This is a genomic window from Maribellus mangrovi (assembly GCF_037646455.1).
In the GTDB taxonomy this organism is placed as follows: domain Bacteria; phylum Bacteroidota; class Bacteroidia; order Bacteroidales; family Prolixibacteraceae; genus Draconibacterium; species Draconibacterium mangrovi_A.
In genome coordinates this window covers 867,327-892,174 of sequence record NZ_JBBIXN010000002.1, presented here as the reverse complement: position 1 = coordinate 892,174, position 24,848 = coordinate 867,327, and the positions used below count along the sequence as shown (strand labels likewise).

At 42.8% G+C, this 24,848-nt stretch carries 18 protein-coding genes; 4 read left to right on the top strand and 14 right to left on the bottom strand.

Going from position 1 to position 24,848, the window contains the following annotated elements; genetic code table 11:
* Nucleotides 1–3 precede the first annotated feature (3 nt).
* The 13 genes from WFY05_RS11730 to WFY05_RS11670 form a co-directional block, all read right to left on the bottom strand.
* A complete protein-coding gene (locus WFY05_RS11730; RefSeq protein WP_340113042.1) occupies nt 4–2,472 on the bottom strand; it encodes a hypothetical protein in 2,469 nt (822 codons plus the stop codon).
* A gap of 21 nt (nt 2,473–2,493) precedes the next feature.
* Nucleotides 2,494–5,169 carry a glycoside hydrolase family 3 C-terminal domain-containing protein gene (locus WFY05_RS11725; protein WP_340113041.1) on the bottom strand — a complete coding sequence of 892 codons (2,676 nt, stop codon included), beginning with the start codon at nt 5,167–5,169 and terminating at the stop codon, nt 2,494–2,496.
* A 192-nt stretch (nt 5,170–5,361) separates the two neighbouring features.
* On the bottom strand, nt 5,362–8,106 hold the full coding sequence (locus WFY05_RS11720; RefSeq protein WP_340113040.1) for a phosphoenolpyruvate carboxylase: 2,745 nt from the start codon (nt 8,104–8,106) through the stop codon (nt 5,362–5,364).
* Nucleotides 8,107–8,249: 143 nt separating this feature from the next.
* The gene (locus WFY05_RS11715; protein ID WP_340113039.1) at nt 8,250–9,725 is read right to left on the bottom strand and encodes a phytoene desaturase family protein; all 1,476 of its coding nucleotides are present in this window, start codon (nt 9,723–9,725) and stop codon (nt 8,250–8,252) included.
* Nucleotides 9,718–10,455 carry a tetratricopeptide repeat protein gene (locus WFY05_RS11710; RefSeq protein ID WP_340113038.1) on the bottom strand — a complete coding sequence of 246 codons (738 nt, stop codon included), beginning with the start codon at nt 10,453–10,455 and terminating at the stop codon, nt 9,718–9,720. The genes WFY05_RS11715 and WFY05_RS11710 overlap by 8 nt, the downstream gene beginning before the upstream one ends.
* Nucleotides 10,434–11,594, bottom strand: coding sequence for a glycosyltransferase family 2 protein (locus WFY05_RS11705; protein ID WP_340113037.1), 1,161 nt, complete (start codon nt 11,592–11,594; stop codon nt 10,434–10,436). Before WFY05_RS11705 ends, WFY05_RS11710 begins: the two co-directional genes overlap by 22 nt.
* Nucleotides 11,524–12,078, bottom strand: coding sequence for a lysophospholipid acyltransferase family protein (locus WFY05_RS11700; RefSeq protein ID WP_340113036.1), 555 nt, complete (start codon nt 12,076–12,078; stop codon nt 11,524–11,526). The genes WFY05_RS11705 and WFY05_RS11700 overlap by 71 nt, the downstream gene beginning before the upstream one ends.
* 62 nt (nt 12,079–12,140) lie before the next feature.
* Nucleotides 12,141–12,812 carry a carotenoid biosynthesis protein gene (locus WFY05_RS11695; RefSeq protein WP_340113035.1) on the bottom strand — a complete coding sequence of 224 codons (672 nt, stop codon included), beginning with the start codon at nt 12,810–12,812 and terminating at the stop codon, nt 12,141–12,143.
* Between the two features lie 3 nt (nt 12,813–12,815).
* The gene (locus WFY05_RS11690; RefSeq protein WP_340113034.1) at nt 12,816–13,496 is read right to left on the bottom strand and encodes a lycopene cyclase domain-containing protein; all 681 of its coding nucleotides are present in this window, start codon (nt 13,494–13,496) and stop codon (nt 12,816–12,818) included.
* The gene (locus WFY05_RS11685; protein ID WP_340113033.1) at nt 13,497–13,976 is read right to left on the bottom strand and encodes a sterol desaturase family protein; all 480 of its coding nucleotides are present in this window, start codon (nt 13,974–13,976) and stop codon (nt 13,497–13,499) included.
* Nucleotides 13,973–14,491 carry an isopentenyl-diphosphate Delta-isomerase gene (gene idi, locus WFY05_RS11680; protein ID WP_340113032.1) on the bottom strand — a complete coding sequence of 173 codons (519 nt, stop codon included), beginning with the start codon at nt 14,489–14,491 and terminating at the stop codon, nt 13,973–13,975. The genes WFY05_RS11685 and idi overlap by 4 nt, the downstream gene beginning before the upstream one ends.
* Nucleotides 14,488–15,324, bottom strand: a complete 837-nt coding sequence (locus WFY05_RS11675; protein ID WP_340113031.1) for a phytoene/squalene synthase family protein — start codon at nt 15,322–15,324, stop codon at nt 14,488–14,490. Before WFY05_RS11675 ends, idi begins: the two co-directional genes overlap by 4 nt.
* Before the next feature lie 145 nt (nt 15,325–15,469).
* Nucleotides 15,470–16,117 carry a carbohydrate-binding family 9-like protein gene (locus WFY05_RS11670; protein ID WP_340113030.1) on the bottom strand — a complete coding sequence of 216 codons (648 nt, stop codon included), beginning with the start codon at nt 16,115–16,117 and terminating at the stop codon, nt 15,470–15,472.
* Nucleotides 16,118–16,268: 151 nt separating this feature from the next.
* On the opposite strand from WFY05_RS11670, the gene WFY05_RS11665 reads away from it, so the two are divergent.
* A complete protein-coding gene (locus WFY05_RS11665; protein ID WP_340113029.1) occupies nt 16,269–19,211 on the top strand; it encodes a DEAD/DEAH box helicase in 2,943 nt (980 codons plus the stop codon).
* A gap of 161 nt (nt 19,212–19,372) precedes the next feature.
* Here the strand turns inward: WFY05_RS11665 and WFY05_RS11660 are convergent, their stop codons facing one another.
* Nucleotides 19,373–21,553 (bottom strand): CotH kinase family protein, encoded by a 2,181-nt coding sequence (locus tag WFY05_RS11660; protein WP_340113028.1) that lies wholly within the window; start codon nt 21,551–21,553, stop codon nt 19,373–19,375.
* Between the two features lie 296 nt (nt 21,554–21,849).
* On the opposite strand from WFY05_RS11660, the gene WFY05_RS11655 reads away from it, so the two are divergent.
* The 3 genes from WFY05_RS11655 to WFY05_RS11645 all read left to right on the top strand — a co-directional run bounded on the left by WFY05_RS11655 (nt 21,850) and on the right by WFY05_RS11645 (nt 24,845).
* A complete protein-coding gene (locus tag WFY05_RS11655) occupies nt 21,850–22,302 on the top strand; it encodes an Hsp20/alpha crystallin family protein (protein ID WP_340113027.1) in 453 nt (150 codons plus the stop codon).
* Between the two features lie 371 nt (nt 22,303–22,673).
* Entirely contained in the window at nt 22,674–22,925 is a 252-nt protein-coding gene (locus tag WFY05_RS11650) for an OadG family protein (protein ID WP_340113026.1), read from the top strand.
* A 36-nt stretch (nt 22,926–22,961) separates the two neighbouring features.
* Nucleotides 22,962–24,845 (top strand): biotin/lipoyl-containing protein, encoded by a 1,884-nt coding sequence (locus tag WFY05_RS11645; RefSeq protein WP_340113025.1) that lies wholly within the window; start codon nt 22,962–22,964, stop codon nt 24,843–24,845.
* Nucleotides 24,846–24,848: the final 3 nt, after the last annotated feature.

The window sequence follows — 24,848 nt, the reverse complement described above, 5'->3', positions numbered from 1 at the left end:
CTTTTATTTCATTTTAATTTGTTCGGTGTCGCCTTTTAAAATCAGCTCCACACCCGCTGATGCATCATCACCGGCGTTTGAGAAACTACAGTCAAAAGTAACAGTTTGTTTCCCTTTTTGCACCGAAGTATCTGTATTTTGTAGCGCTATACTACGAATTTCGTTCCAGTTTTTATCGTAAACTACCGCTGTTTTGCCATCCTCAATCTTTATACTTTGATCTTTTTCCAGTACGATCGGGAATTCGAGGTTTTTATAATTATTGATTTCAATTTTGATGTTTGATATGTCTGCGTTTTTTGCCGTGATGATCATACCCATTGGCTGTGTATCACCCGTATTTTCAAAACTGAAAGTAGAGTATAACGGTTCACCGGGTTGACGGGTTTTATTCTCGTGTTTGAATTTGTTGGAATAAACCTGTGTCAATTCAAGTGTATTATCGTCGGATTTTTTCAAACGGAATTCGGTGGAGATATCGCGCATTTTTTCTTTCTGCCGTTCGTTAAATACACCGGCCAAACGGGCAGTTTCCCAAATGTTAAGGATGGCAAATATCTCGTCGGAATTTCCATTTTCTTTAATTGAGGTCATGTCTGTTACAAAGGCAAAACCTGCATCGTACCCCGCCGAACGAGCCATCAGCCACTCAATATCTTCGAGGGTGGTGGAGGAGGTCATTCTGAACCAGCCCAACATACCGGGCATCAGGTTACGTTTGTAAAAAGCCTGGTTGCGCAGGCGGTATTCGGTCTGGCTTTCCCGAAATCCGGCGTACCAGGGCTCGCCCCAGTTCATGCGCGAATAAATGTGCCACAGGTAATGTGCCGTTCTGCTCGAGCCTACTAAAAAATGACTTTTCAGATCGTCGTTCAGGTGATTGTACCACTGCGAAACCATAAGCGCTTCACCGTATTTTCCCATTCCGGTGGATGAGGTGCCTTCCACGCCATCGAAATCGAGCATCCGCACTCCGGTATAGTTCATAAAGTCGGCAATGTTTTCGGCAATTTCCTTGTTTAGATCCGCATCCCCCAAAAATACTTTATAGGCATGATCGGCCAGCATCCCGATGGTTTCACCTTTTTCATGCGATGCTGCTGAAGTGCCAAAAGCACCACGCTGGCAGTCGAGCAATTTCCAGGGAGCCGTTTCGCTGACTGCACCATAACGAATGATCTCATCTTCGATGACAACACTGCGCAGGTTGTTGTTCTGAATCTGGTTGAAGAATTCCGGCGATTCAATATCAATTTCAATTTCATCTTCGCCAAGGCTTTTGGTAATGATCGAATTGCCGACTCTTGCCAGTCGGTCGTCGGGAACCGGCGTTACATATTCATCGTTGGTATTGATAAAATTACTGAGCGTGTGTGTGCCAATGTAAATGCCTTCTTCTTCCGCTTTCTCCACACAGGCCTTCATACCGTCATATCCGTTAGGGAATTTCTCTTTGATCAACGGGAAATGTCCCCACGATGCAAAAGGGTGACTGTGATAGAGGTAATTGAAGCCTGACATCTTGGTATATTTCAGACATTCATTGATGCTCTCTTCATCAAAGTCCATAATGATGTAAGAAGAATTAATAACAGGCGATTTCTTTACCCATTGCCCGTCGATCGTAGGGTGGGGAAGTCCCTCAGCTACTTCAAGCTCTCCGATCGTGTTCAGCGTTTCATCTGTCGGACAACCAAACAAAGCTATTTTCGAACCTGTTAATCCACCGTCGTCATAGGCAGGAGCCAGGTATTTTTTATTTCCCCAGTTTTCAATAATACGGTCATGATTGCGGTTACGTGTGTAAGCCTGCAATGAACTTCCGTTGTGTACGGGTTTGGCAGCTTCTACCGAATACAGGGTATAAGGCGTGCCTTCTTCCTTGGTCATGTTGTTCACGTCCGACTGGCTGAAAATATCCATCTGGGGAAGGAAATCGTCGTCTTTCCACGGGTAACCGCCAAGTGTTTTGGCGTTCAGTGCTTGCAGGCCGAGCGTCAAATTTTCGCCCTGAGCAATGCCTACCACTTCGCCAATGCTTTTATTCAGTTTGGTGTAATAAGGTCCCCAAACTGCGGCATCAATTCCTTCTTCGTCAGAAACCGATGCAATCTCGAAACTGATATGTTTTTTTCTCGGCAACACCGTCAACTCAACTGATACTCCATTCTCATATTCCAAAGTCATACTCTCATCTTCTTCAGAAAAAGCTGCATTTACGGGATGCAGGATGGAAGAATCAACTTTTAACGAAAGGATGTAAGTTTCCTGATCGGGTAAAAGAAGTTCCTGCCGGTTGATCTCATCGATCCAGGAAAGGATCTGACCTTTTGTGTTTACGGTGAAACTCCAGTTTTCAGTTTGGTATATATGTCCTTTTTCTGAGGTGCAGGCACTCATCAATAAGGCCAAAATCATCAGGAAAATACTTATGGGATTGTAGCACTTTTTTGCTGTACTGATCAAGTTCATGGTAAAGTGTTTCATTATGTTTTAGTTGTTGTCTTTTACGTTCAAAATACCTCGCAGTCGAATATCGTTTGATGAGGCGCCGATCATGATCCTAAAATCGCCGGGTTCAACCACACGCTCCAGTTGTTCGTTAAGCATGCTCAGCAATTCAGGTGTGATTTTGAAACTTACGTTTTTGCTTTCCCCTTTTTTCAGATGAATCCGGTCGAATCCTTTGAGTTCCATTACCGGTCGCGCCACCGAAGCGAACAGGTCGCGGATGTACAGTTGCACCACTTCGTCGCCATTGTAATCTCCGGTGTTGGTGACAGTACAACTTACTGTCGTTGTTTCGTCGGACGCTATTTGCTTTTTGTCGAAACTGAAATCGCTGTATTCAAATGTGGAATAACTCAGTCCATAGCCAAAAGGGAACAGCGGTTTACCGGTCAGGTTGTGGTAATCGTCGCCTCGTCCGGTTGGTTTATGGTTGTAGTACAATGGAAGTTGCGATTCGTGTACCGGGAAAGTGATCGGCAAGCGTCCGGCCGGATTATAGTCGCCAAACAGCACATCGGCCACGGCATTTCCACCGTCATCGCCGGGGTACCATACATCGAGTATTGCGGGAACTTTATCGATCCAGTTTTGCATAGTAATGGCACTTCCACCTACCAGAACTACAACCATCGGTTTTCCTGTTGCAGCTATTTTTTGGATCATTTCTTCCTGTTTCCCGGGAAGTGAGAGGTAGGCACGGTCGTTAAACTCGCCTTCGTCGATTCCTGCAACCACAACTGCCACATCACTTTTTCGAGCCAGGTTAACGGCTTCCTGAATTTTACGTTCGTTGTTGTCCTGAACACCAATGTTCCAGATCAGGTTAAAACGGGCATTGCCAATGGTTTCGTAGTATTCAATTCGAAGGTCGTATTCCTTGTCTTTCCTGAAAGCATATTCAACGGTTTTGCGCTGATATGTTTGCTTTCGCCAGTTGTCGAGTAACAGTTTGTTGTTGATATATATCCGGTAACCGTCATCACCTTCAACACCAATCTCAAAAGTACCTGTTTCGGGAGCTACCAGTTTACCGGTCCAGCGAATGGAATAGCAGTCGTAATCAATTTTCTCGGGATCGGGAGAAAAGAGCGTCCATCCAAATTTCATCCGCCTGTCGATGCGGGTAAGTACGGGATCCCCTTCCAGCTTCGAATTGCTGAAATATTCACCATTCAGCCCGTTTCTCTGGCCATTTTCGGTAAGCAGATTTTTTGTTGGAATAGTTACAAACTCTACCTTTTCTCTGCCACATCCCGGAACATAACCCACTTCCCCCTGCACTTTGCTTTTTATGCCGTCAAGAATGCTCACCGGATCGTTTCCGGGGCCGGAATAGCCACCAAGGCGGGCTTCTTCAGCATCCACTCCAATAACTGCAATAGAGGAAATTCCGGGATCGAGCGGAAGTGTTTGCTTATCGTTTTTTAATAAAACAATCGACTCAAGGGCGGCCTGCTTTGCAATTTCGCGGTGTTTTTTTGTACCGTTCCATTTGGCTGCTTCTTCTACATCGATGTAAGGATTTTCAAATAAACCGAGTTTAAATTTGGCGCGCAATACACGACGAACCGCTTCATCGATAGCAGCTTCATCAATCATCCCTTTTTCAAAGGCTTCCCAAAAAAGCGGGTAGTGATCGTAGGAGGTTTGAAAGATAACGTCCAATCCATTTTCGATGGCCTGTTCAGTTGATTCGGCATAATTATGAGCAGTAAAATGCAATACATTGGCGCCGCCTGTGGCTCCTGCATCCGAGATTACAAATCCCTGAAATCCCCAATCTTCTTTAAGCTTTTTATTCAGCAGCCAGTCGTTGGACGTACACGGTCTCCCATCAAGCGAATTGTAAGAAGTCATTACCGACCAGGCATTGGCTTCATGAAAAGCCGCTTTAAATGCAGGGTAGTAAATTTCTTCCAGCAAGCGGTCGTTGAAGTGAATGGGATAACTGTCGCGGCCACCGTCGCCAACATTAGCCACAAAATGTTTTGGAGTAGTGATCACTCCCTTTTTCTCGAATTGCGACATAAAAGCCACACCCAAACGAGAAGTCAGGTAAGGATCTTCACCGTAGGTTTCTTCAACGCGGCCCCAGCGAACATCACGTGCAATATTTACGACCGGCGAAAGAATTTGCCGGATACCGCGGGATTTTACCTCCAAAGCAATGGCGTTGGCCACACTACTAACCATCGCTGTATCCCAGGTTGCAGCCAGGGCAATTGATTGCGGAAAGGCAGTAGCTTCAGGCCGCACCAATCCGTGCAGCGCTTCATCGAAAGCGATGATCGGGATTCCTAAACGGGTTTCTTCCACAAAATATTTTTGAATACTGTTGACCAGTTCGGCAGTCTCGGTTGCAGCGCCGCCGCCCGAATAATCGAGTAATTGTTCGGCCGAATTTTCTGATTTTCCTTTGGTGGCCACCTGAAACCCAAATATGCCGTTTTTGTATCGTTCATTGCCATCGGAAAGATCACCGGGTATCATGAATAGTTGCCAGAATTTCTCTTCAAGTGTCATTCTCGACAACAAATCTTCCACCCGTTCATCGGTTGAAACGGTTGCATCTTTATACTTTGGCGTTTCAGTTCTGTTGCAGGATAGTAAACTGATCATGAATGCAATCAGCATACTTTTTACGATAATCTTCTTCATTCGGCTGAGTATATTTTAAAATACTTTAAAAACATTTCTCAAAGATAAGATATTATTTAAAAAGTAAGCTTGCCTCAAACACGAATCGCTTTGGAAATAATCGCAATTATTTCTTGAACCGACACTGTGATGAATTTACAATATATGGCTGAAATAGAGTCGTTCCGAAAAAATATCTGTCGGGAGAATTGATTATCCGGTTGTACCCATGGCATTTGAAATGGCATTCACCGAGATCAGCAATTCGTTTAAAGTCTTTTCCTTATCGGCTTCCGATTCAAAGTCGGTGTTTCGCCACAAGCCAAGGTTGCTCACCTGGTTTTTGTGTAACACGTCGAGAGCTTCTGCACGCAATGCAGTTGAATAAAAATGGTTTTTTCGTCTTTCCTGCATCGGGCGACCCAACAGTTCCTGGGTATGTTCGCGTGTTTTCATAAGCTCGTCGAGGATATTTGGAAGAATCGAATTTCTGACTTCGTCGCTTTTCACCAGCGAAGCATACAGTTTCATGATCTCCTCGTCGGAACTGGCTAAACTGGTATCGATATTGGTAAATACGTAGCGTACAAAATGGCTTCCCCGAATCAGTTCTTTTAACGAACGATACTTGTCGGGATGTTCTTTTTTGAGCTTCTCCAATGTTGAACCAACACCGTACCAACTGGTGATGTGAAAACGCGATTGTCCCCAACTGAATACCCAGGGTATGGCACGTAAGTCTTCAAAAGTCTGCTGACCGGTACGACGTGAAGGACGGGAACCGATCTTGCTTTGTTCAATCACATCGATCGGGGTAGCCTGGCGGAAGAATTCGAGAAAATGTTTGTCGCGGAGCAACTCTACATAAAACTTCTTGCTTTCGGCACCCATGTATTCAACTATTTCGGCGGCAGTGGCATTGCCTTCCGGATGTTGTTTGTGCATTAAGGTGTTCAGCGTACTCCCCGATAACATCAATTCGAGGTTATAGGCTGCATTTATTTTGTTGGCATATTTCTTTTCGATGGTTTCGCCCTGTTCTGTCATTTTTATTTTTCCGGAAAGCGTTCCGTTGGGCAGGCTGCGTAAAAACCAGTGGATCGGGCCGGCACCACGGCTGATTGAACCTCCTTTACCGTGGAAGAATTTCAGGTCGATATCGAATTTGTTGGCAATTTCGGTGAGTTCCTTTTGCGCTTTGTAAAGGTACCAGGTGCTGGCCAGAATACCGCCGTCTTTATTGCTGTCGCTGTAACCGATCATCACTTCCTGTATCTTGCGTTTTCGATTGTTTTGCTTACGCTGGTATTCCAGACTTTTTTGCACCTCGGGATACGAAAAGTATTCCTCCATGATCTTTGGACTGGCAATGAGATCGTCGATGGTTTCGAACAGCGGAACAACAGGAAGCTTCAAAATTAGCTTATCCTCAAATTCGGTCAGTCCGGCTTCACGTGCAAGAATGTATACTGTGAGCAGGTCGTCAACGGTCCGCGTCATGCTAATAATGAGCGAACCCAGTGCGTAACCCGAATATTTGTTGTAATGATTTTCGAGCACGGCAAAACAGTCGAGGGCACTTTTAGCCTCGGTCGGTAATTCATTCCAGTGACGGATAAACGGCCGGTTTGAGCTCAATTCTTTTCTAATAATTTCCGATTTTTCTTGTTCTGTCCAATCGGAGTTCGACGCATCAAGAATCTGATGCAATGCTTTTTCGTAATAAGCACTGTTCTGACGTACATCGAGTTCGGCTAAATGGAATCCAAAAGTCTTAACAATTTGAATGGTGTGATACACCGAATTATGTACCAGCGAATCCTTTACCAGTTCAAAAAGACCGTCTTTAAGAATCTCCAGATCGCGAAGCAATTGTCTGGAATTGCTGTAACTACCGGGAGTATCTAGAAGTTCGAACGACTGTTCGCGGCCAATTTTTACAGGAAGTTTGGAAATGAGCAAGAGTACAAAAAGTTTAAAGGCCTCGCGGCGATTTCCGGCAATCAGCGGTTTTAATTCGTCGGCATTTTCAGCAATAATTTCCTTCAGACGTTTTGAAATTGTGGCGGGTAACTGGTTGATCCGAAAATAAAAACTCATGTCCTCGGCCAGTTTGCTTAGTTCATTTTTAATAACAAGAAACGCATTCAGCCTGAGTTTTTGCAGCGTGCGTTGAGTTACATCGGCCGTTACAAACGGATGTCCGTCGCGATCACCACCAATCCAGGTGCCAAAACGCAGTTGCGGATAAGTATTTGACCGGATCAGTTTTTTTGGATCGAATCCGGCATATTGCCAGGCTTGTATCAGCCTTCGGTTATTGATGGTAACGATTTCGGGAAACACATTGGTAAAATAATGGATCACATTTTCCAACTCGGTTTCCACGTTGGGTTTTTCCATGTAAAATTCATCGATGTTCCAGATTGCATTGATTAGTCGTTTGATCTGGTTCCGGTTTTCCTCCTGTTCGTAAGAGTTGTACATCGAGTTTTCGCGTTTTACCAACAGCAAGTACAATTCGCGGTATTTTTTTAACACCACCGGGCGTTTGGCTTCCGTGGGATGAGCGGTCAGCACTGGTTGAACTTCAATTTCTGAAAGCATTTCCAGAATTTGCTGCTCAGAAATATTATTGTCTTTTAAAAGTTTTAAGCTGTTGGCCCACAAACCATTGATCGATTCCAGCGAGCTCTCTTCTTCAGTGGCCCGGCGGTTTTGCACGGCTCCGTTGGTTTCAACCAGGTTCAGCAATTGAAATGAGATGGAAAACAAATGAAAATGCTTTCGACTAAAATAAACGGATTCAAAACTGCTGTGGTCACAAATCCAGGGCATTGTTTTCGCCAGTTCTGCTTCGCCGTTTTCTTCAAGCACTTCCCTGAAACAGTGCATTAAAAATTCAAGGTCGTGATAAGGTTTACCAAGTTCTTGCTTTATTATTTCGAGTTGATTCATCTGTTTATAATTGTTTATTCTTAAGGTTATCCCGAGTAATATGGAGAACGTCCATGTTTATAATCATTCACGTTTTGTGAGATTTTTTCATGCTCGTTTCACAAGCTATAATTAAAGGAATTTCCCACAACACTAACAACAGTTTAACGGAAGTGTTTATCAATTCGTTCAAATGCAAGTTTCGAACTGATAATGGCCATCGGCAAGCCGGCGCCCGGAGCAGTGGAAGCTCCGACGTAAAAAACGTTGTTGTATTTTTCATCAACATTTCTTGGTCGCATGTGTCCAATCTGGTTCATGTTGTGTGAAAGTCCAAGTCCGCTTCCCCGGTGCAGGTTAAAACGGTCGCGCCATTCGATGGGGGTATAAATGGTTTGTGTAACGATCTCTTTTTGAATGTTCACCCCAATTCTTTCGGAGAAGTCATCGATTATGCTGTTAACAATTTCCTGTTTGTCGCTCCAGTCGGGTTTGTGGTAGAGGTTTGGCACTGGGCAAACAAAGAACAAACTTTCGCAGCCTTCGGGGGCGCAGTCGGCATTATTTTTCGACAGAACGTTTACGTAGTAGTAAGGTTTTTCGAGAGTATCAGGATTTTGCATGATGTTGTTGGCATAAGCTTCGTAGTTGCCGCCCAGGTAGTAATTGTGATGGTCGACCATTGGTAGTTTACGTTTGATGCCCACATAAAAAGTAAGGTAGCCCATGGTCCAGCTCATCTTGTCCAATTTCTTTTCAGAATAAGCTTTGCGTTTAAAAATATTTCCTCGGAACCAGGCTGCATCCGAATTGATCAGGTAGCTGTCGGACTGCCATTTTTTGCCGTTTTGGTCAATCAGGCTAAGCAGTTTGCCATTTTTTTCTTCGAATCCGGTGATTTCGGTATTGTAATGAATCCTGATGTTTTCCTTTTCGAGTTCTTTTACCAATCCTTCAACAATTTTGTACATCCCGCCTTTTACGTTGTAGTAGCCGTCGTGTTTGAACTCGGTGTACGACAGCAGACTGTATATGGCCATGGTATCGAAAGGCGTTCGGCCCAGAAAAAAAGCGACCAGCGAAATGATCTGTACGGCTTCTTTCGACGAAAAGTACTTATTAACGTGTTGATAGAAACTTTTAAAAAGCACGGGAATATGCACGGGATTTACACGCATCAGCGTGAAGATGTAATGCAACATCGAATTAAAATTCTGCTTTATCACCAGGTCAACCGTATCGTTGAAAAGTGCACCGGCTTTTTTCTGGTATTTCTCAAACTTTTCCTGAAAATCGGGTTCGATCTCCGCAAACTGTTCGGCCAGTTTTTGGGCATCTTTAAACAGGTGAAAAGTTCTCGGATTGTCTTTAAAATTCACCGAATATAAAGGATCGAGTTCGAAATAATCGAATGGAAGCTCGATGTTGCAATCTCTTGCAAACTCTTCAAATTCGTAGGACATGCTGAAAAAACTTGGCCCGGTATCGAAAGTAAAACCGTCTTTTTTGATCTGGTTCAACCGTCCGCCGGCCTGCTCGTTTTTCTCGATCATTTCAACCGAATAACCCCTTTTTACCAAACGAAGGGCAGTGGCCAAGCCGCCAAGTCCTGCACCTACAACCAATACTTTTTTATTCATCGTTTTTTTTCTTGATTAATCCCGGCAGCAATTCGTCTTTTACCCACTTAAAATCGGGTTCTGCGGCCAGGGCCTGCATATAATATTTTTCTGCCTGTTCCCATTTTTCCATTTCTTCGTACGACTGCGCAATCAAAACCAGTAAGCTCAGATAGTTCCAGTCGTTTTCCACCGATTCTCCATTTTGTTTCATCAGTTGCAAGGCTTTCCCGAACTTTTTGATGGCCTCGGTTTTTGATCCGCCAAAAATCGGCGGCATGTAAAATTGCGCATTGCCCTGCTGAATGTAGCCCATTGGATTGGTTGAATCGGCTTCGATAGCCAGTTCAGCCTGCTTAACGCTTTTAGGCCCGAAAATAGGGGCTTTGATTGGTGATAAGCCAATTTTATATCCGTAAAAAGCCGATTTGTATGCGTGGATATCTGACGGTCTGTATCCCTCGTCTTCCAACATATCCAAATTTTTTTCGGCCTTTTCGAGGTAATTGCGTGCCTCCTTGTCTTTTTCAACGCCCAAACAATAGCCAATGTATCCGTACTGGTAATTCACCAGTTTGGCAAGCCGGGCAGTTTCACTGGTTTTGTGGCTTTCCATGTCATCGATCACCGCTTTCCAGTCTTCCATCCGGTTGTGAATAAATGCCTGGTAGATCCGTGTTTTTTCAGAAGCTGCCAACAGCAACGGAAATACCACTAAAGTAAATAGTATTATACTTGTCTTCCTTTCCATTCGAATGTACTTTGCAGTTGCGAGCGTAAAGCAATAAAAATCACATATCCCAGCACCCACTTCTGAAAAAATCCTAACAACAGGTTTTTTAAAATGTTTTGTTGGCTGGCAAACGATATAAAAACACGTGTGAAGAGCAAGATCAGCACATACATTACAAAGCTGCCAGGTGGCAGGACAAACCACACGAATAGAAATCCGAGGGTGCTGACCGTCCAAAAAAGGAGGGTCATAAAAATGGAGTTACCAAAAAACATGATCACACTTCTCGAAAGTCCTTGCAGTGCGTTGTTGAAACCGCTGTACATTCGGCAGCGAATATCGTTTGTGCCTGTAAGGCAGCCAATTTTGATGCCTGCTTTTTTGAATGACCGGGCAATGCTAATGTCTTCAACACGTGTCATCCGGTGTTTCAAATGAGGCTCTTGTTGTCTGTAAGTTTGGGCATCGAAAAGCATGAACTGACCGTTGGCGGCAGAAATGGACTCAAAGTTCGATAAACGAATCATTACAAGCGGAAGTAGCGTCAGAAGAATGTAATTCATGGAAGGAACTACCAGCCATTCGCCCCATGTATTCATCATCTGTCGGGGGAAAATTGTCAATAGTCCGAGTTGGTGTTTTCTGACCATGCCAATTGCCTGGTGAACGATGTTTCCACTGACTCTGACATCGGCATCCAGAAAGAGGTAATAATCTCCTTTTGCTTTTTGAGCCAGCCTGTAACAGGCATGATTTTTTCCCAGCCAGCCTTCAGGCAGTCCTTCGGAATTGATCAACTTAATACGTTCGTCGGCAGCAGCAAAATCTTCAACAATCGCTGCTGTTTGGTCCTCCGACTGATCGTTAAAGACCAGCACCTCGATATTTTTGTACGACTGCCCCTGTACATCTTTTAAAATTTGCCCAATATTTTGTTCCTCGTTTCGTGCAGGGATCATTACTGAAACCAAAGGTTGAAAATCAGGATCGGGTTGGGGCAGAGCTTGACGAAACAAGACGTTGACCAGCGCAACGACAAGTTGAAGCACTGCAAATCCGAATATAAACCAGGCAACGATCGACATATTAAACTTCCTTTTTTTCTTGTTGTTGAATACATTCCCGGTAGAAGGCGTTGTATGCTTCCTGTATCGCATTCAGAGAATATTCACCGCTGTAAACAGTCGCGTTCAAATAAACGCTCGGTTTTGCCTGTGAAAAGTAATCTACCAGGTTTACTTCAAACACGAGCTCGACTTCGTTATTTGTTCGTTTGAGAATGCGCTCAATACCCTTCTCGAAAGTAAACGTTCTGCGGTGCATGCTTTGTAATTTTCCCTGCGGAAACATCAACACCAGGTTGTTTTTATTTTCAAGCAATTCAGCTGCATAATTAAGCGATTCCACTGCTGTTCGGTCAGATTTTCGAATTGAGAATCCGCCTGTGTATTGGAAAAACCAATTTTTTTTGAGTTGTTCCTCCAGCATCATAAAATGAAATTTACGATGAAATTTTTGCTGGTTGAGGTGCAATGCCCAGATGCCGTCCCACCAACTGTTGTGGTTGCAGATCAGCAAAATAGGTTTGCCTTGGTCTTCAACATCCGAATTGATTATAAGCTCATGGAATGATCGTTTCATTTTCCGGATGACGTACCATCGAAAAAACGGATCAATTATGGCGTTATGTTTTGCTTTTATGATCACGGCCTGTTCAGTGTAAAAAGTAATACAATAAAAAAGAGGGTCTGGCAGCTTAAAATTACGGGTGCCAGTCGGTTTTTTACGGGTACTCCCGAAAAAAGCAGTACTCCTGAAAGTAAGACCGCCAATACCAGCCAGGCGAGGTAGTTTTGCACAGGAACTGTATTGTTTTGCCAGCTCCACATATCGATCAAAGGCGCTGCCTGTTCAAGGATCAGATCGTAACCCACAAGTGCTAAGCCGGCCAGCAAAATCACTCCGAAGCGATTACTTACAAATCGTTCGATCACTGAATTGGCCGCATAGACCAGCAATAACCAGTTCACCCCGATAATGAGTGGAGTTTCTAATAGCTTTGGTCCAAGTCCACTTCCATAAGTATAATGTCCAAAAATTAATTTGGTATTCACCCCAATCACTTCAACGCCAAATCCGATCAGGTAGATGACGCCAAAAAAGGCCAGTGCTTTTTCGGAATATGTGCGATGAAAAAAGGCCATGGCAACCGTGCTCAGTAAAAGTGCGAGTGGTGTTAGTTTTGTAAAAATGGGGTAGGTAGCTGGTATCGACAAACCGATAATTCCAACCCCGTAAAACACCACAAAAAAGAGCACAACTTTAGTAAAGTGGAGGTCGAGGTAATCCGCTATTTTATCGAATTGCTGTTGCAAGGATCAGTAGAGTTTTTTTAGTTTTTCAATCAGCAGAAGATTAAGCAGGATCATGCTAAAGGCATACGCAAAATCTTCAACAGGTATAGTAAAAATACGAATTCCAAGGGTTTCTGCATCGTTGTACCAAACTACTTCTTCATCGATAAACGATCCTGTGAGGATGCCGTTTACGATAAGAAAAGGGATGAGAATGACGATAAACGTCAGGTAAAAAGACCTTATAGCCCGGGAACGAAACCAAAGTGCCAGAATCAAAACGACGGCCAGTTTGGTGAAAATATAGAAGGTGTAACTCTTTTCAGTATTCGAAATTAGTAGGTCAAAACTGAGTAGTACTAAAAAAATGGTGAGTACAGTATTGAATTTATGACCCAATTTTACCTGCGGGAAATATTCAAGGATCGATTCGTGCAGAAAGATGCTGGCGTATGGAACCACCACAAAAAACAGCACTTCTTCAATTGGCAAATGAAAAAGGTAAATGCCCGAAAGGTAGCTTGGGTTAAATCCCCAATAATCCATTTTGGTAAAATAAACATCGACGGCAATGTATACAGCTGCCACGGCAATGATGGAAGGTAACACATATTTCCAGGATTTATAAAACCGAAGCCGCTTGTCGAAACTCAACGACAAGGGAACAATACCGGTAATCAGCAAAAGCAGGAAGTATAACGACATTTATTTCTTTAAAAATCGAGGTTGAAAAATAAGCAATCCATAATTGTTGAAATCTTTTACATTCTTGCCCCGGTGATGTGCCAGATGTGCTTCGGCAACGGCCTGCAGGTACTTGCTTTTTGGATGAGTAAGAAAAGGTATTTTCAGCCGCTGATGGATCATCACATCATGGATTGTAAAGTACGTCAATCCATAAAGCGAAATGCCAATTCCGATAGCGATTAAAGCGGAAATTGAAAAATAAAATCCGAGCGCCAAAAGGATAATAGCAGGAATCGCATAAACCAGGAAAAAGTAATCGTTCTTCTCAAACCCCGGATTATAGAGGTCGGTTTGCGACGCATTTTTCTTGTGGTCGTTTACATGATGATCGGCATGCCATTTCCACAAAAAACCGTGCATAATGAATTTGTGGTTCGACCATGCAACCAATTCCATGAAGGCAAATGAAAGGATAACCAGTATGATGTTTACAATCATTTATTTAAATGTTGATGTACCCGGTCCACAATCTTAAGGAACCAAACGGTGTAATTCTCCGGGTGCTTGTCAATGTCCTTTTTTAGTTCATCGTAAGTTACATATTTCCAGTTGAATACTTCGTCGGTGTTTATATTGGGGTGTTCGTCGCTGAAACCGATAAACACGTGATCCAACTCGTACTCGGTCAATTCGTTGTCGAGTGGCTCCTTGTAGATAAAGTGAAACATCTCGGAAAGTTCAGCAGTCATTCCCATTTCTTCTTTCAGGCGTCTCTTAGCCGTTTCCAGGCTACTTTCGCCGGGTCGCGGGTGGCTGCAGCACGTGTTTGTCCATAAGCCGTTGGAGTGGTATTTACTAAAAGCACGTTGCTGCAAAAGCCATTCTCCCTTACTGTTCACAATAAAGACAGAAACCGCCCGATGCAAAACAGCATTTCGGTGCGCCTCCATTTTTTCCATAACACCCGTCTCCAGATCGTTTTCATCCACCAGTATTACTTGTTCTGTTATCATAAAATATTAAATTTTCCCAGTACAACAGCTTTTACCATTAATGCCATTTTAACGGAATTTGGAACACGAATTCGTCTTTCTTTAATTTTTCCGGATGGAGTTACCTTTAATTTAAAGAGTAATTTCTGATAATAAAGATAAGCAAGTAATACAGCTATTCGGGCATCTCCCGGCAATTGTTTAATGCCTTGATAGGCAACAGCGAAATCATTTTCTATTTCCGAAATAATGAGCAACTTCTTCTCCTCGGTAAATTCTGCGTTTTGCAAATGATGAAAATAACTTCTACCCAGTTCTTCCGAGTCGGATTTTATATCGCGTAAGAAATTCACTTTCTGAAAGGCAGATCCCAGACGCATGGCCGGTTCTTTTAAACGTTCGAACATATCATCGTCGCGAAGCGTGAAAACCTTTAAACACATTAAGCCAACCACATCGGCCGAACCGTAAATATAGGAGTCCGTTTCATTCTTATCTGTGTAGGTCTTTTTGTGCAGATCGCTGCGCATACTGTCTAAAAAAGCAACGATGTACTCGAAAGGAATCTGGTATTTATGCACAACCAACTGAAATGCGTGTAGCACCGGATTTAAGCTAATATGATTTTGCAAAGCACTTTTAAGATCTGTTTCCAGTCTATCGAGCAACGCTTCCTTGTCGTGTGCATGAAAAGTATCTACAATCTCGTCGGCTAAACGAACGAAACCATAAATGGCATAGATTGCATCGCGCATTTCTTTTCTCATCATGCTGGTAGCCAACGAGAAAGAAGTGCTGTAAGTTGTGGTTACAACTTTCGAGATCTTTAGGGCGGTAATATCAAATAGCTCCATTTTCGGTCTTCACTACAAGTTAATATTGATGATACAAATTGTTCCAGAAGGCCTGAAAACCTTTACTAACTTAATTTCATAATCTTAACCAATCAGATCAATTTTTGTTCAATTAAAATACAAGAAAAATAAACAGTATAAAGTGCTATTCAAATTCTATTTCACCAAAGAATTCCGGACGGTGATAATCCGGCGTTTTGGTATTTATCGGATTCCAGCTCACAAAATGCGGTTCCGAAGTTTCGTCGCCACATTTGTAGAAATTACCTTTTGCCTGTAATTCTTTTAAACTCGATAATTTATCGAAGGCAAAACAATCAATGGGGATTTTAATCATCATTTCCCACTTAAAATCACCTTGTTTTTCTTCAAACGGCTGCTCTCCCAAACTCGATGTAACTTCAATTTTTTCGGCGATTTTCGGATTAACCAGTAAGCGTTTACCGCGTCCCGTTCCATAACCTGCATGAATAGTACCAATGCAACTAAACTCAAAGTTATAGTATCTGTCGTTGTTCAAAGCTATAAAGAACTCCACAGTACTGTCCTTATACACATCGCCATTTGTGCGGGTTTCAAGTGCCCTGATGTATTTTTCCCTCACGTAAAATTTAAGCCAGATCTCTGTTCCGGTATGCGCAATCCTAAATTTTAATTCCGGCTTGTAAGGATAATCCGGCCAGTTGATAACTTCAATGCTTTGAAGGGCGCCTTTTTCTTCAATTAGTTTTGATACCTGTTCAAGCTTTATCGTATTTTCTGCATCAATCGGTGGTACTTTCAGGTGTTGCATTAATTCTTTATTAGGTTTCTAAACAAATATAAGAAAAACAATGAGGCGGATTCGCTGCGTTTCGCAATAGCTTTTTATATTTGAGGTTCTTTTGGATTTTTGAATTAGCGCGATCGAACTCAATAAGGAAACGGCTTTCTGAAACAAGCACATGGAAGAACTCGAATTTATCATAGCACTCACCGATCATCGTTTTCTGGGAAAGGTATTCCAACCGTTCCTGATCAGAAAACGTGAAAAATTTTATTCAGTGGTTCGTTTGCTTAAGCCGCATGATTTTGATACGGGTGACTACACGTGGAACCCTTACGAAAAAGAGTTGGTAAAGATCATTGAACGTTACAGTGACGAGCGCCTGGTAAAACGTTTTTCGCGTTCCGGAAGTGTAGCATCATTTTATTCTTCCATCGACACGGGAGTGTACGAGCAGCAGGTGGTTCCATTTATGGAAAATGCGATGATGGAAGTGGTCTCGATTTTAATGTTGAGCCCGGTCAGGTTGTTTCTGAAGGAAGCCCAATATTCGAATTTATACGATGAAGATGTGGTTGAGGTGCCGCCAGTTTTTGCGCGCCCCGAGTTTCATTTCGAGCGTACCGAAATGCAGACACGTTACAAATTGAAATTGTTTCTCGAAGAAAGGGAACTGTTGATTTCGGAACGAACCTGCACCATTATTGCCAACGATCCGTGTTTGTTGTTGTACCGCAGGCAGTTGCTGGCTTTTGAAAAACTAAATGCCAGAAAACTTTTGCCCTTTTTTGAGAAGGATTTTGTTTCGGTGCCCAACACCATCGAGGACAAATATTACTCGGGTTTTATCCTCAAAACGATTCGAGATTTCGATGTAAAAGCCACCGGATTCACAATTCGTGAGGAACAGCTCGAGAGATCGGCAGAACTGTCGCTGGAAACCAACCTGCAGGCACAACCTGCGCTTGTACTTCGATTTAATTACGGGCAGGAGAGTTTTCTTCCCAACGCAAAAAAGCAAACCGCGGTTAGTTTCAGGAAAGTTGAAAAAAGCTTTGAATTTTACAAGACCCGCCGTGATCAGGCATGGGAAGAGAAGGTCCTTCGTCGTTTAAAAAAGATCGGTTTATTGGAAGATAATGGCGCTTTCTCATTGAAAGGAATGGAGGTTCTGGAATTGCAAAATGCCTTGTATTTTCTCTTGGATTGGTTAAGTCGGCATCGCGCGGAATTGGAACGCTCCGGGATTCGGTTAAAACAAGAAAACACCGGGAAAAAGTACTTTACCGGCAGCCGCGAACTCGAAATCAAGGCCCAGACCAAAGGCGACTGGTTTGATGTGTTTGCCGTTGTTCGTTTTGGCGAGTTTCAGATTCCTTTCATCAAACTGAAAAAATACATTCTGAATAATATTAAGGAATTTGAATTGCCCAATGGTGAAATTGCTGTTTTACCGGATGAGTGGTTTGCGCGTTACAAAGGTTTGCTGCCGTTTGGAAAGGACCACGGGAAAAAGATCAGGTTTGAAAAGCATCATTTTACCTTGCTGCAGGAATCGGTTCAGGAAATTGATAAGGAAGTAAAGCAAAAATACCTCGAACTGTTAAATACCGAAAAAGAGGACCTCGTTGTTCCGGCAAAATTAAAAGCCCGGTTACGGGGCTATCAGGAAGGAGGATTTCAGTGGATGTACGGTTTATACAAAAACGGAATGGGGGCTTGTCTGGCCGACGATATGGGACTCGGAAAAACGCTGCAAACACTAACTCTATTGCTTAAACTGAAACGTAAAGCTCAAGGCATAACTATTTCAGATCCGCTTGATAATTCGGGGCAACTGGATATGTTTGCCATCGACAAAGAAGCTGAAACACCGGATCAGCCGGCCAGCCTGATTGTGGTTCCCACTTCGCTGGTGCATAACTGGCACGCTGAGATCGAGAAGTTTACCCCGTCGTTAAAAGCCTTTATTTATTTTGGAACGCAGCGTAAAAAGGTGGAAGATATTCATAAAATACTTGGTTATTACGATGTAATTATTACCACCTACGGAACGGTTCGGAATGATCTGGAAATGATGGAGGGAAAAGAGTTTTTCTACCTGATCCTTGACGAAAGCCAGTCGATTAAAAATCCAGGATCAAAAACGTATAAGGCGTTGATGTGTATGAAAGCGCGCCACAAACTGGTGATTACCGGAACTCCCATCGAAAATTCGCTGTCGGACCTGTGGTCGCAAATGAATTTCCTGAATCCCGGCCTTTTGGGTAGCCTGGCATTTTTTAAGCGATCGTTTATTACACCCATTGAGAAACACGCCAATGAGGAGCAGCAGCAGAAACTGCAACTGATGATCCGTCCATTTGTGCTGCGCCGGACCAAAAGCGAGGTAGCCAGCGATTTGCCACCATTGATGGAAGAAGTACGCATTTGTCCGATGGTGGGCGGGCAACAACGCATGTACGATAAGGAGAAATCGGTGATCCGAAATACCATACTTTCTACCATTGAAAAGGACGGGATGAACAAATCGCAGTTTGTTGTTTTGCAGGGACTAACGCGTTTGCGACAACTGGCGAATCATCCATCGCTTTTTGAGCAAGTAGCCGATGAAAGTTCGGGAAAATACGACGAAGTTTTTCGCATGCTTCGTAACCTTGTGGCCGAGAAACACAAAGTGCTCATTTTTTCGTCGTTTGTAACGCACCTGGAACTGATAGAAGGGGGCATTAAAAAAGAAAAGTGGAGCTACTCGAAGCTTACCGGAAAGACCACTAATCGTAAACAGGTGATCAGTAATTTTCAGGATGATGAAGAAAATCGCATTTTTCTGATCTCCTTAAAAGCGGGTGGAGTTGGACTTAACCTCACCGAGGCCGATTATGTCTTTATCCTTGATCCGTGGTGGAATCCTGCAGCCGAAAATCAGGCCATTAACCGGGCACACCGCATCGGGCAGGACAAGCACGTTTTTGTGTACCGCTTTATTACCGAAAATTCGATAGAAGAGAAAATACAGAAACTAAAGGAACGGAAAAGCTCGCTGGCCGATAAGTTTATTAATTCAAACGATCCGTTCGAACAAATTTCGAAAGAAGAAATTGTTGATCTGTTTCGGTAATAATTGTATTCCAATTAAAAAATAATTGTGGCACCGGAAACTACAAAAGTGGGAATCTTGATTAATCGACCTTTTCCATTCCGCCGTTTACATCAAAAATTTTAAGGCTTGCCTGTGTTTCTTTTTCAAGGTAGAATTTGTACTTAATTTTTAGTCGGACTCTATTTGTGCATGATTGTTCCTGATTTTATGCGCTGACCTCCCGAATAAATGGAATAAATGAACATGTTGCCATGTTGTCCCAGTTCGTCGTAGGTAATTTCAATACGCTGCCTTCCCGGCACGGCATTAAGCGATTTTCGGCAAACGGTCTGTCCCAGCAGATTTTCAATAACAACTTCCATGTTCGTGTAACTATTTGCATCAATTTCAACCGTAAATCTGTTGCTGAACGGATTGGGATAAACCAGCGGATTCATTTCATTTGAAGCAGTAAGATCCTGATCGATGGAAGTTACAGGTTCAATCTTATCCATCTGTTCATCCAGCCAGTCAATCCGGCCATTGATCCAGGTTTTCAAATATTGTATTTCGTTGGGGTAGGTACCTCCCACGTAATTGTTTGGCCAAACGTAAGAATCCAGAATATTAAATTTCTCGAAGTTTCTGACCTGGGCATCCTTCAGCTCGTAACTACACGAATCGATAAAGCCGAATATGTTGTTTTTATTTAGTACGTCTTTTCTTAGTTCCTCCCATCGGTATTTCAGAACGGTTTCAAAATATGGATCTTCTCTGAACCGGTCCCACCAAAACGGAATTTCGTACCAGTCGCCGGCACCAATACCATCGGATGCCCATCCTATTTGGTATCCTGCACTAAAAAAGTTGGCGTTTCCAAAACAGATGTTGTAATCCCAGAATGGAGTCATGACGATTTTTCCGCCTTTACTGTCCTTGTCTTTGTGGAAATAAACACTTACCCTGTATCCGTCAAGGTCGCGGCTCAATTCGGTGATGATAAAATAGTCGACAAAAGACTCCACATCAATATAGGCGCGATAACCCTGTTCCGGATCTTTAAAATTATCACCGTGCAACGCGTCCTCAAATTCAGTAATATACTCTCTAATGTAAGCGCGTTGTTCAGGGGTGAGTTCATCGTACTTCGGATCGACATAGGAGAATGGAACATCTACACTTCCGGTTCTTCCCATATAGGGCGAGTTCCAGCTGCCTTCCTGGTCTCTGTCGATGCTGATTATGTAACCGCCGGTCAGTTCATCGCCTGAATTATCGTCGGGTTTTAAGGTGGCAATATCAACACGGTTATTATCAATCTTAATTTTCTCAACAAACAGGTAAACTCCTCGGTACTCGCCGTTAATTTCAAGCTCTACAAAACGGTTACGCGGATGCCAGCCATTTTTCATGCCATGACCGATATTGTATGCCAGTGCATTTCTCATCAATGATTTGTCAGAATAAGGGCCGTGGAGCACCCAGTCGTTTTCCTTTGGCATTCCCAGTATTGAAACATTGTTGTTCGAGCCGTCGCTTAAGCGGGTTTCAACCGTGTAGCTTTTCTTGGGGAACATTTGTGCCGTATTACCCCTGATTTCAATGCCGATATCGCCATCATATTCAAAAGTTGTATCGTCGAAATAGTTTACCCCGTTAGCATTGTTAATGATCTGCATTTTTGCCATTATCTTGGGCTCGTCCTTAATGAATTTTCCCTCCGTATTAATTTTTATGATAGGCAGGTTCGAATAGGTGTAAGACACGGGTTCCTGAAACCAATCCGGGACGTCGCTGAAAAGTATGTTACTTCCATCGAATTCTGCATTCAGGAAAATCCTCGACGACATGTCGGAAGAGTTTAGGCTGATATTTAAAATGTGTACAGCCAGAACATTTGTTCCGGTTTGAACCAATTCCTTATTTACAGAAAAACGCTCGGGCTGTCCGCCTGAGTAAAGTCTTGCCTCGTGATCGGAGGAAACAGATGCGTTGATCGTAGGGGTTCCGGCGGAAAGATTTCCGGATCGTCCAATTTCAACACCATTAAGATAGGCGACAAAAGCATCGTCGTAATCGATATCCAAAATCAGGTTATTAACAATATCAGCACTGGTAAGTGAAAATTCCTTGCGCAGGAAAATAGATTTCGATACGGGAATTACGGTCGTGTCATCATTGTCACCATATCCAAATCCACCGTTTCCGGTTTGCCAGTTATCGTCGGAGAAATCTAATACTCTCCAGTCTTCAACTGGCTCTTTTGTTGGGATTGTGTACTTAAATTCATCGGTTTCACTTACAATACTTTCCCAATGCGACTGAGCAAATATTTGCGAAAAAGATAAGATCAGGATGAGTATGAAATGTATTTTTAGCATTTCTCGAAATCGTTTTATTGTTCTTAGTTTCTTAAAAAAGGAGGGGCAATATACAAATTATTATACAACGGTTAGTTCCTGATTGGTTTTGCCTTTAAACGATAGGATCAATACCTTGGCGCACTAAACATCTTCAGCAGAATATTTTGTGTCAAAATTTCACAAAAAATGCCAAAAATTCATCGAATTAGCTGGGTTGTATGTCATTCTTTCTTAGTTGTTTAGGTGGTATGGGTTTTGCTTTTTCTGAAATGTAAATACAAAATGTCTAACTTAAAATAATGGAGGATTAAATTATGGCACTACCAAGAGTATTTAACAGTGATTATTCATCATTTCCTTCGTTGTTCGACAAATTCTTTGAAGGAAATATGATGGACTGGAATAACTGGAATTTTGCAGGCACAAATTCAACTTTACCGGCTGTGAACGTCAGCGAAAACCAGGATGAATATAAAATTGATGTGGCTGCACCCGGGATGACCAAAGGAGATTTTAAACTGAATTACGACAATGGAAGATTGACTATTTCTTCGGAAAAGAAAGACGAAAAGGAAGAAAAACACGGCGATACCGTAACGCGAAGAGAGTTTAGCTACCAGTCGTTCCAACGTTCGTTCACGGTTCCGGAAACAATCGTAAACGCCGAAAAGATCTCGGCAAAATACGACAACGGAATTTTGCATGTAACCTTGCCAAAGCGCGAGGAAGTGAAGCCGAAACCGGCAAAAGAGATTAAAATTTCATAAGTTTACTGAAGGCGTGAAAATTTTCACGCCTTCTTACTTTTTAAAATAATCAATACTCATTATAAATAAAACTGCTGATTAATACTACGAACTTAAGCTCTATTTTCATACTTCCATGTCTTTTGTAACTCCCCAATGTTAAGTATATTAAGAACATGTTGCAGAACAGGTAGGCATTTGTTTTTAAAGTTACCTATGTGCATTACTGCATGTCTATTAGTTTGTTAAGCTCCATTTATTTTTACTCCCAAAGAACTCCTGTATTGAAAATCGTAAGGAAAACTGCATTAAATCTTTCAATTTGATATTGTCATTTCTACATAATTCGGAGATAAGTATAATTTTGGGCCTTTCACAAAAAAAACAACAATATGTCTGAAGTTTTAAAGCTAGTCCTGACCGGCATGGGCACCGTATTTTTTATTCTGATCATGGTGGTATTGCTGGGCAACCTCATAATTCGAATTACCAATACATTTTCTCCGGCAGTCACTGTTCAAGCGAGTTCCAATGCCGGTTCATCCGAAATTGAGCCCGCTAAACTGGCCGCAATCGTTTCGGCGGTCGAAAGTGTTACCCGGGGAAAAGGAAGAGTAACTTCTGTTGAAAAAATTGACAATTAAAATCACAATCCAATAAGAACTATAAAATTGACTGATATGAAGAGAGAGATTAAATTTAGTTTGCTTTACCGCGATATGTGGCAGTCGTCGGGGAAATATGTTCCCCGGGTTGACCAACTGGAAAAAGTAGCTCCGGCAATTATAGATATGGGGTGTTTCGACAGGGTCGAAACCAACGGTGGTGGATTTGAACAGATTAACCTTTTATTTGGCGAAAATCCGAACATTGCCAATCGTCGCTGGACACAGCCGTTCAACGATGCAGGAATACAAACCCATATGCTTGAGCGCGCTCTTAATGCAATTCGCATGAGCCCGGTTCCTGCCGATGTTCGAAAGCTAATGTTTAAAGTAAAAAAACTACAAGGAACCGATATAGCCCGTTCTTTTTGTGGTTTGAACGATCCGCGTAACCTCGAAAACTCCATCAAATTTGCCAAGGAAGGTGGAATGATTTCGCAGGCCGCTTTAAGTCTTACCATTTCTGAGGTACATACGGTAGAATATTATACCAACCTGGCTGAGCAGTTAATTGAAATGGGTACCGATGAGATCTGTGTAAAAGACATGGCCGGTATCGGTCGTCCTGCTTTTATCGGTAAGATCATCAAAAACATTAAAACCTCGCATCCTGAAACTGTTGTTCAGTACCACGGCCACTCCGGCCCCGGTTTTTCGATGGCGAGTATTTTAGAAGCGGCACGTGCTGGAGTTGATTATGTCGACGTGGCTATGGAACCGCTTTCTTGGGGAACAGGACATGCCGATGTGCTGGCCGTTCATGGAATGCTGAAAGATGCAGGTTTCGCGGTGAAAGACATTAATATGAAAGCCTACATGAAGGTGCGTTCGATGACACAGGAATTTATCGACGATTTTCTGGGGTACTATATCAACCCGAAAAACCGTCATATGAATTCCTTGCTTATCGGTTCAGGTCTTCCCGGTGGAATGATGGGAAGTTTGATGGCCGATCTTGGTAACAACCTGGAAAGCTTGAACAAGTGGCTCACAAAACGCAATAAACCAACCTTAACGCAGGATGATCTGCTGATCAAATTGTTCGAGGAAGTAGAATACATTTGGCCCAAACTGGGTTATCCGCCACTGGTTACACCATTCAGCCAGTATGTGAAAAACCTGGCTTTGATGAATGTTCTGCAGGTGATAAAAGGCCGCGAACGCTGGAGCATGATAGCCGATAATATCTGGGATATGATCATTGGTAAGTCGGGAAAACTTCCGGGTGAACTTGCTCCTGAAATTGTTGAGTTGGCCAAAGCCAATGGCAAAGAATTTTACACCGGTGTTCCGCAGGATCTTTATCCTGATGGCCTGGAAGTTTTCAAAAAAGAAATGAAAGAGAACAACTGGGATTTCGGACAGGATGATGAAGAACTGCTCGAACTGGCCATGCATCCCGAACAATATCGTGCTTACAAATCGGGAAAAGCAAAAGCTGATTTTGAAGCCGACCTGGCTGAAAAGAAAACTGCCAAAGCTCCAAAAACAGAGAAAGTGGAAGTACCGGCTGCTTCATTCGAGCCTAAATCGATGATTATTGATGTCAATGGTGAGAAGTTCAATGTAGGTGTAAGTTACGGTGACATTGAAAGTGCTCCGGCAGCTTCAAACGGTTCAGCAAAAACGGTTGAAAAAGAAGCTCCTGCTGCGGTAAACGGAAGCGCGGCATTTGAAGTCATTTCGCCACTTGAAGGTAAGTTCATGCTGACCAAAGATACATCGGAAACACCAATAAAGGTAGGAGACACAGTAAAAGAAGGTGACGTGGTTTGTTATATCGAATCGATGAAAACCTACAATGCTGTTGTAGCCGAGCAGGACGGGAAAGTTGTTGGAATATCGAAAGCCAACGGCGACAATGTGGAAGAAGACGATGTATTGGTACAACTGGCTTAAGAT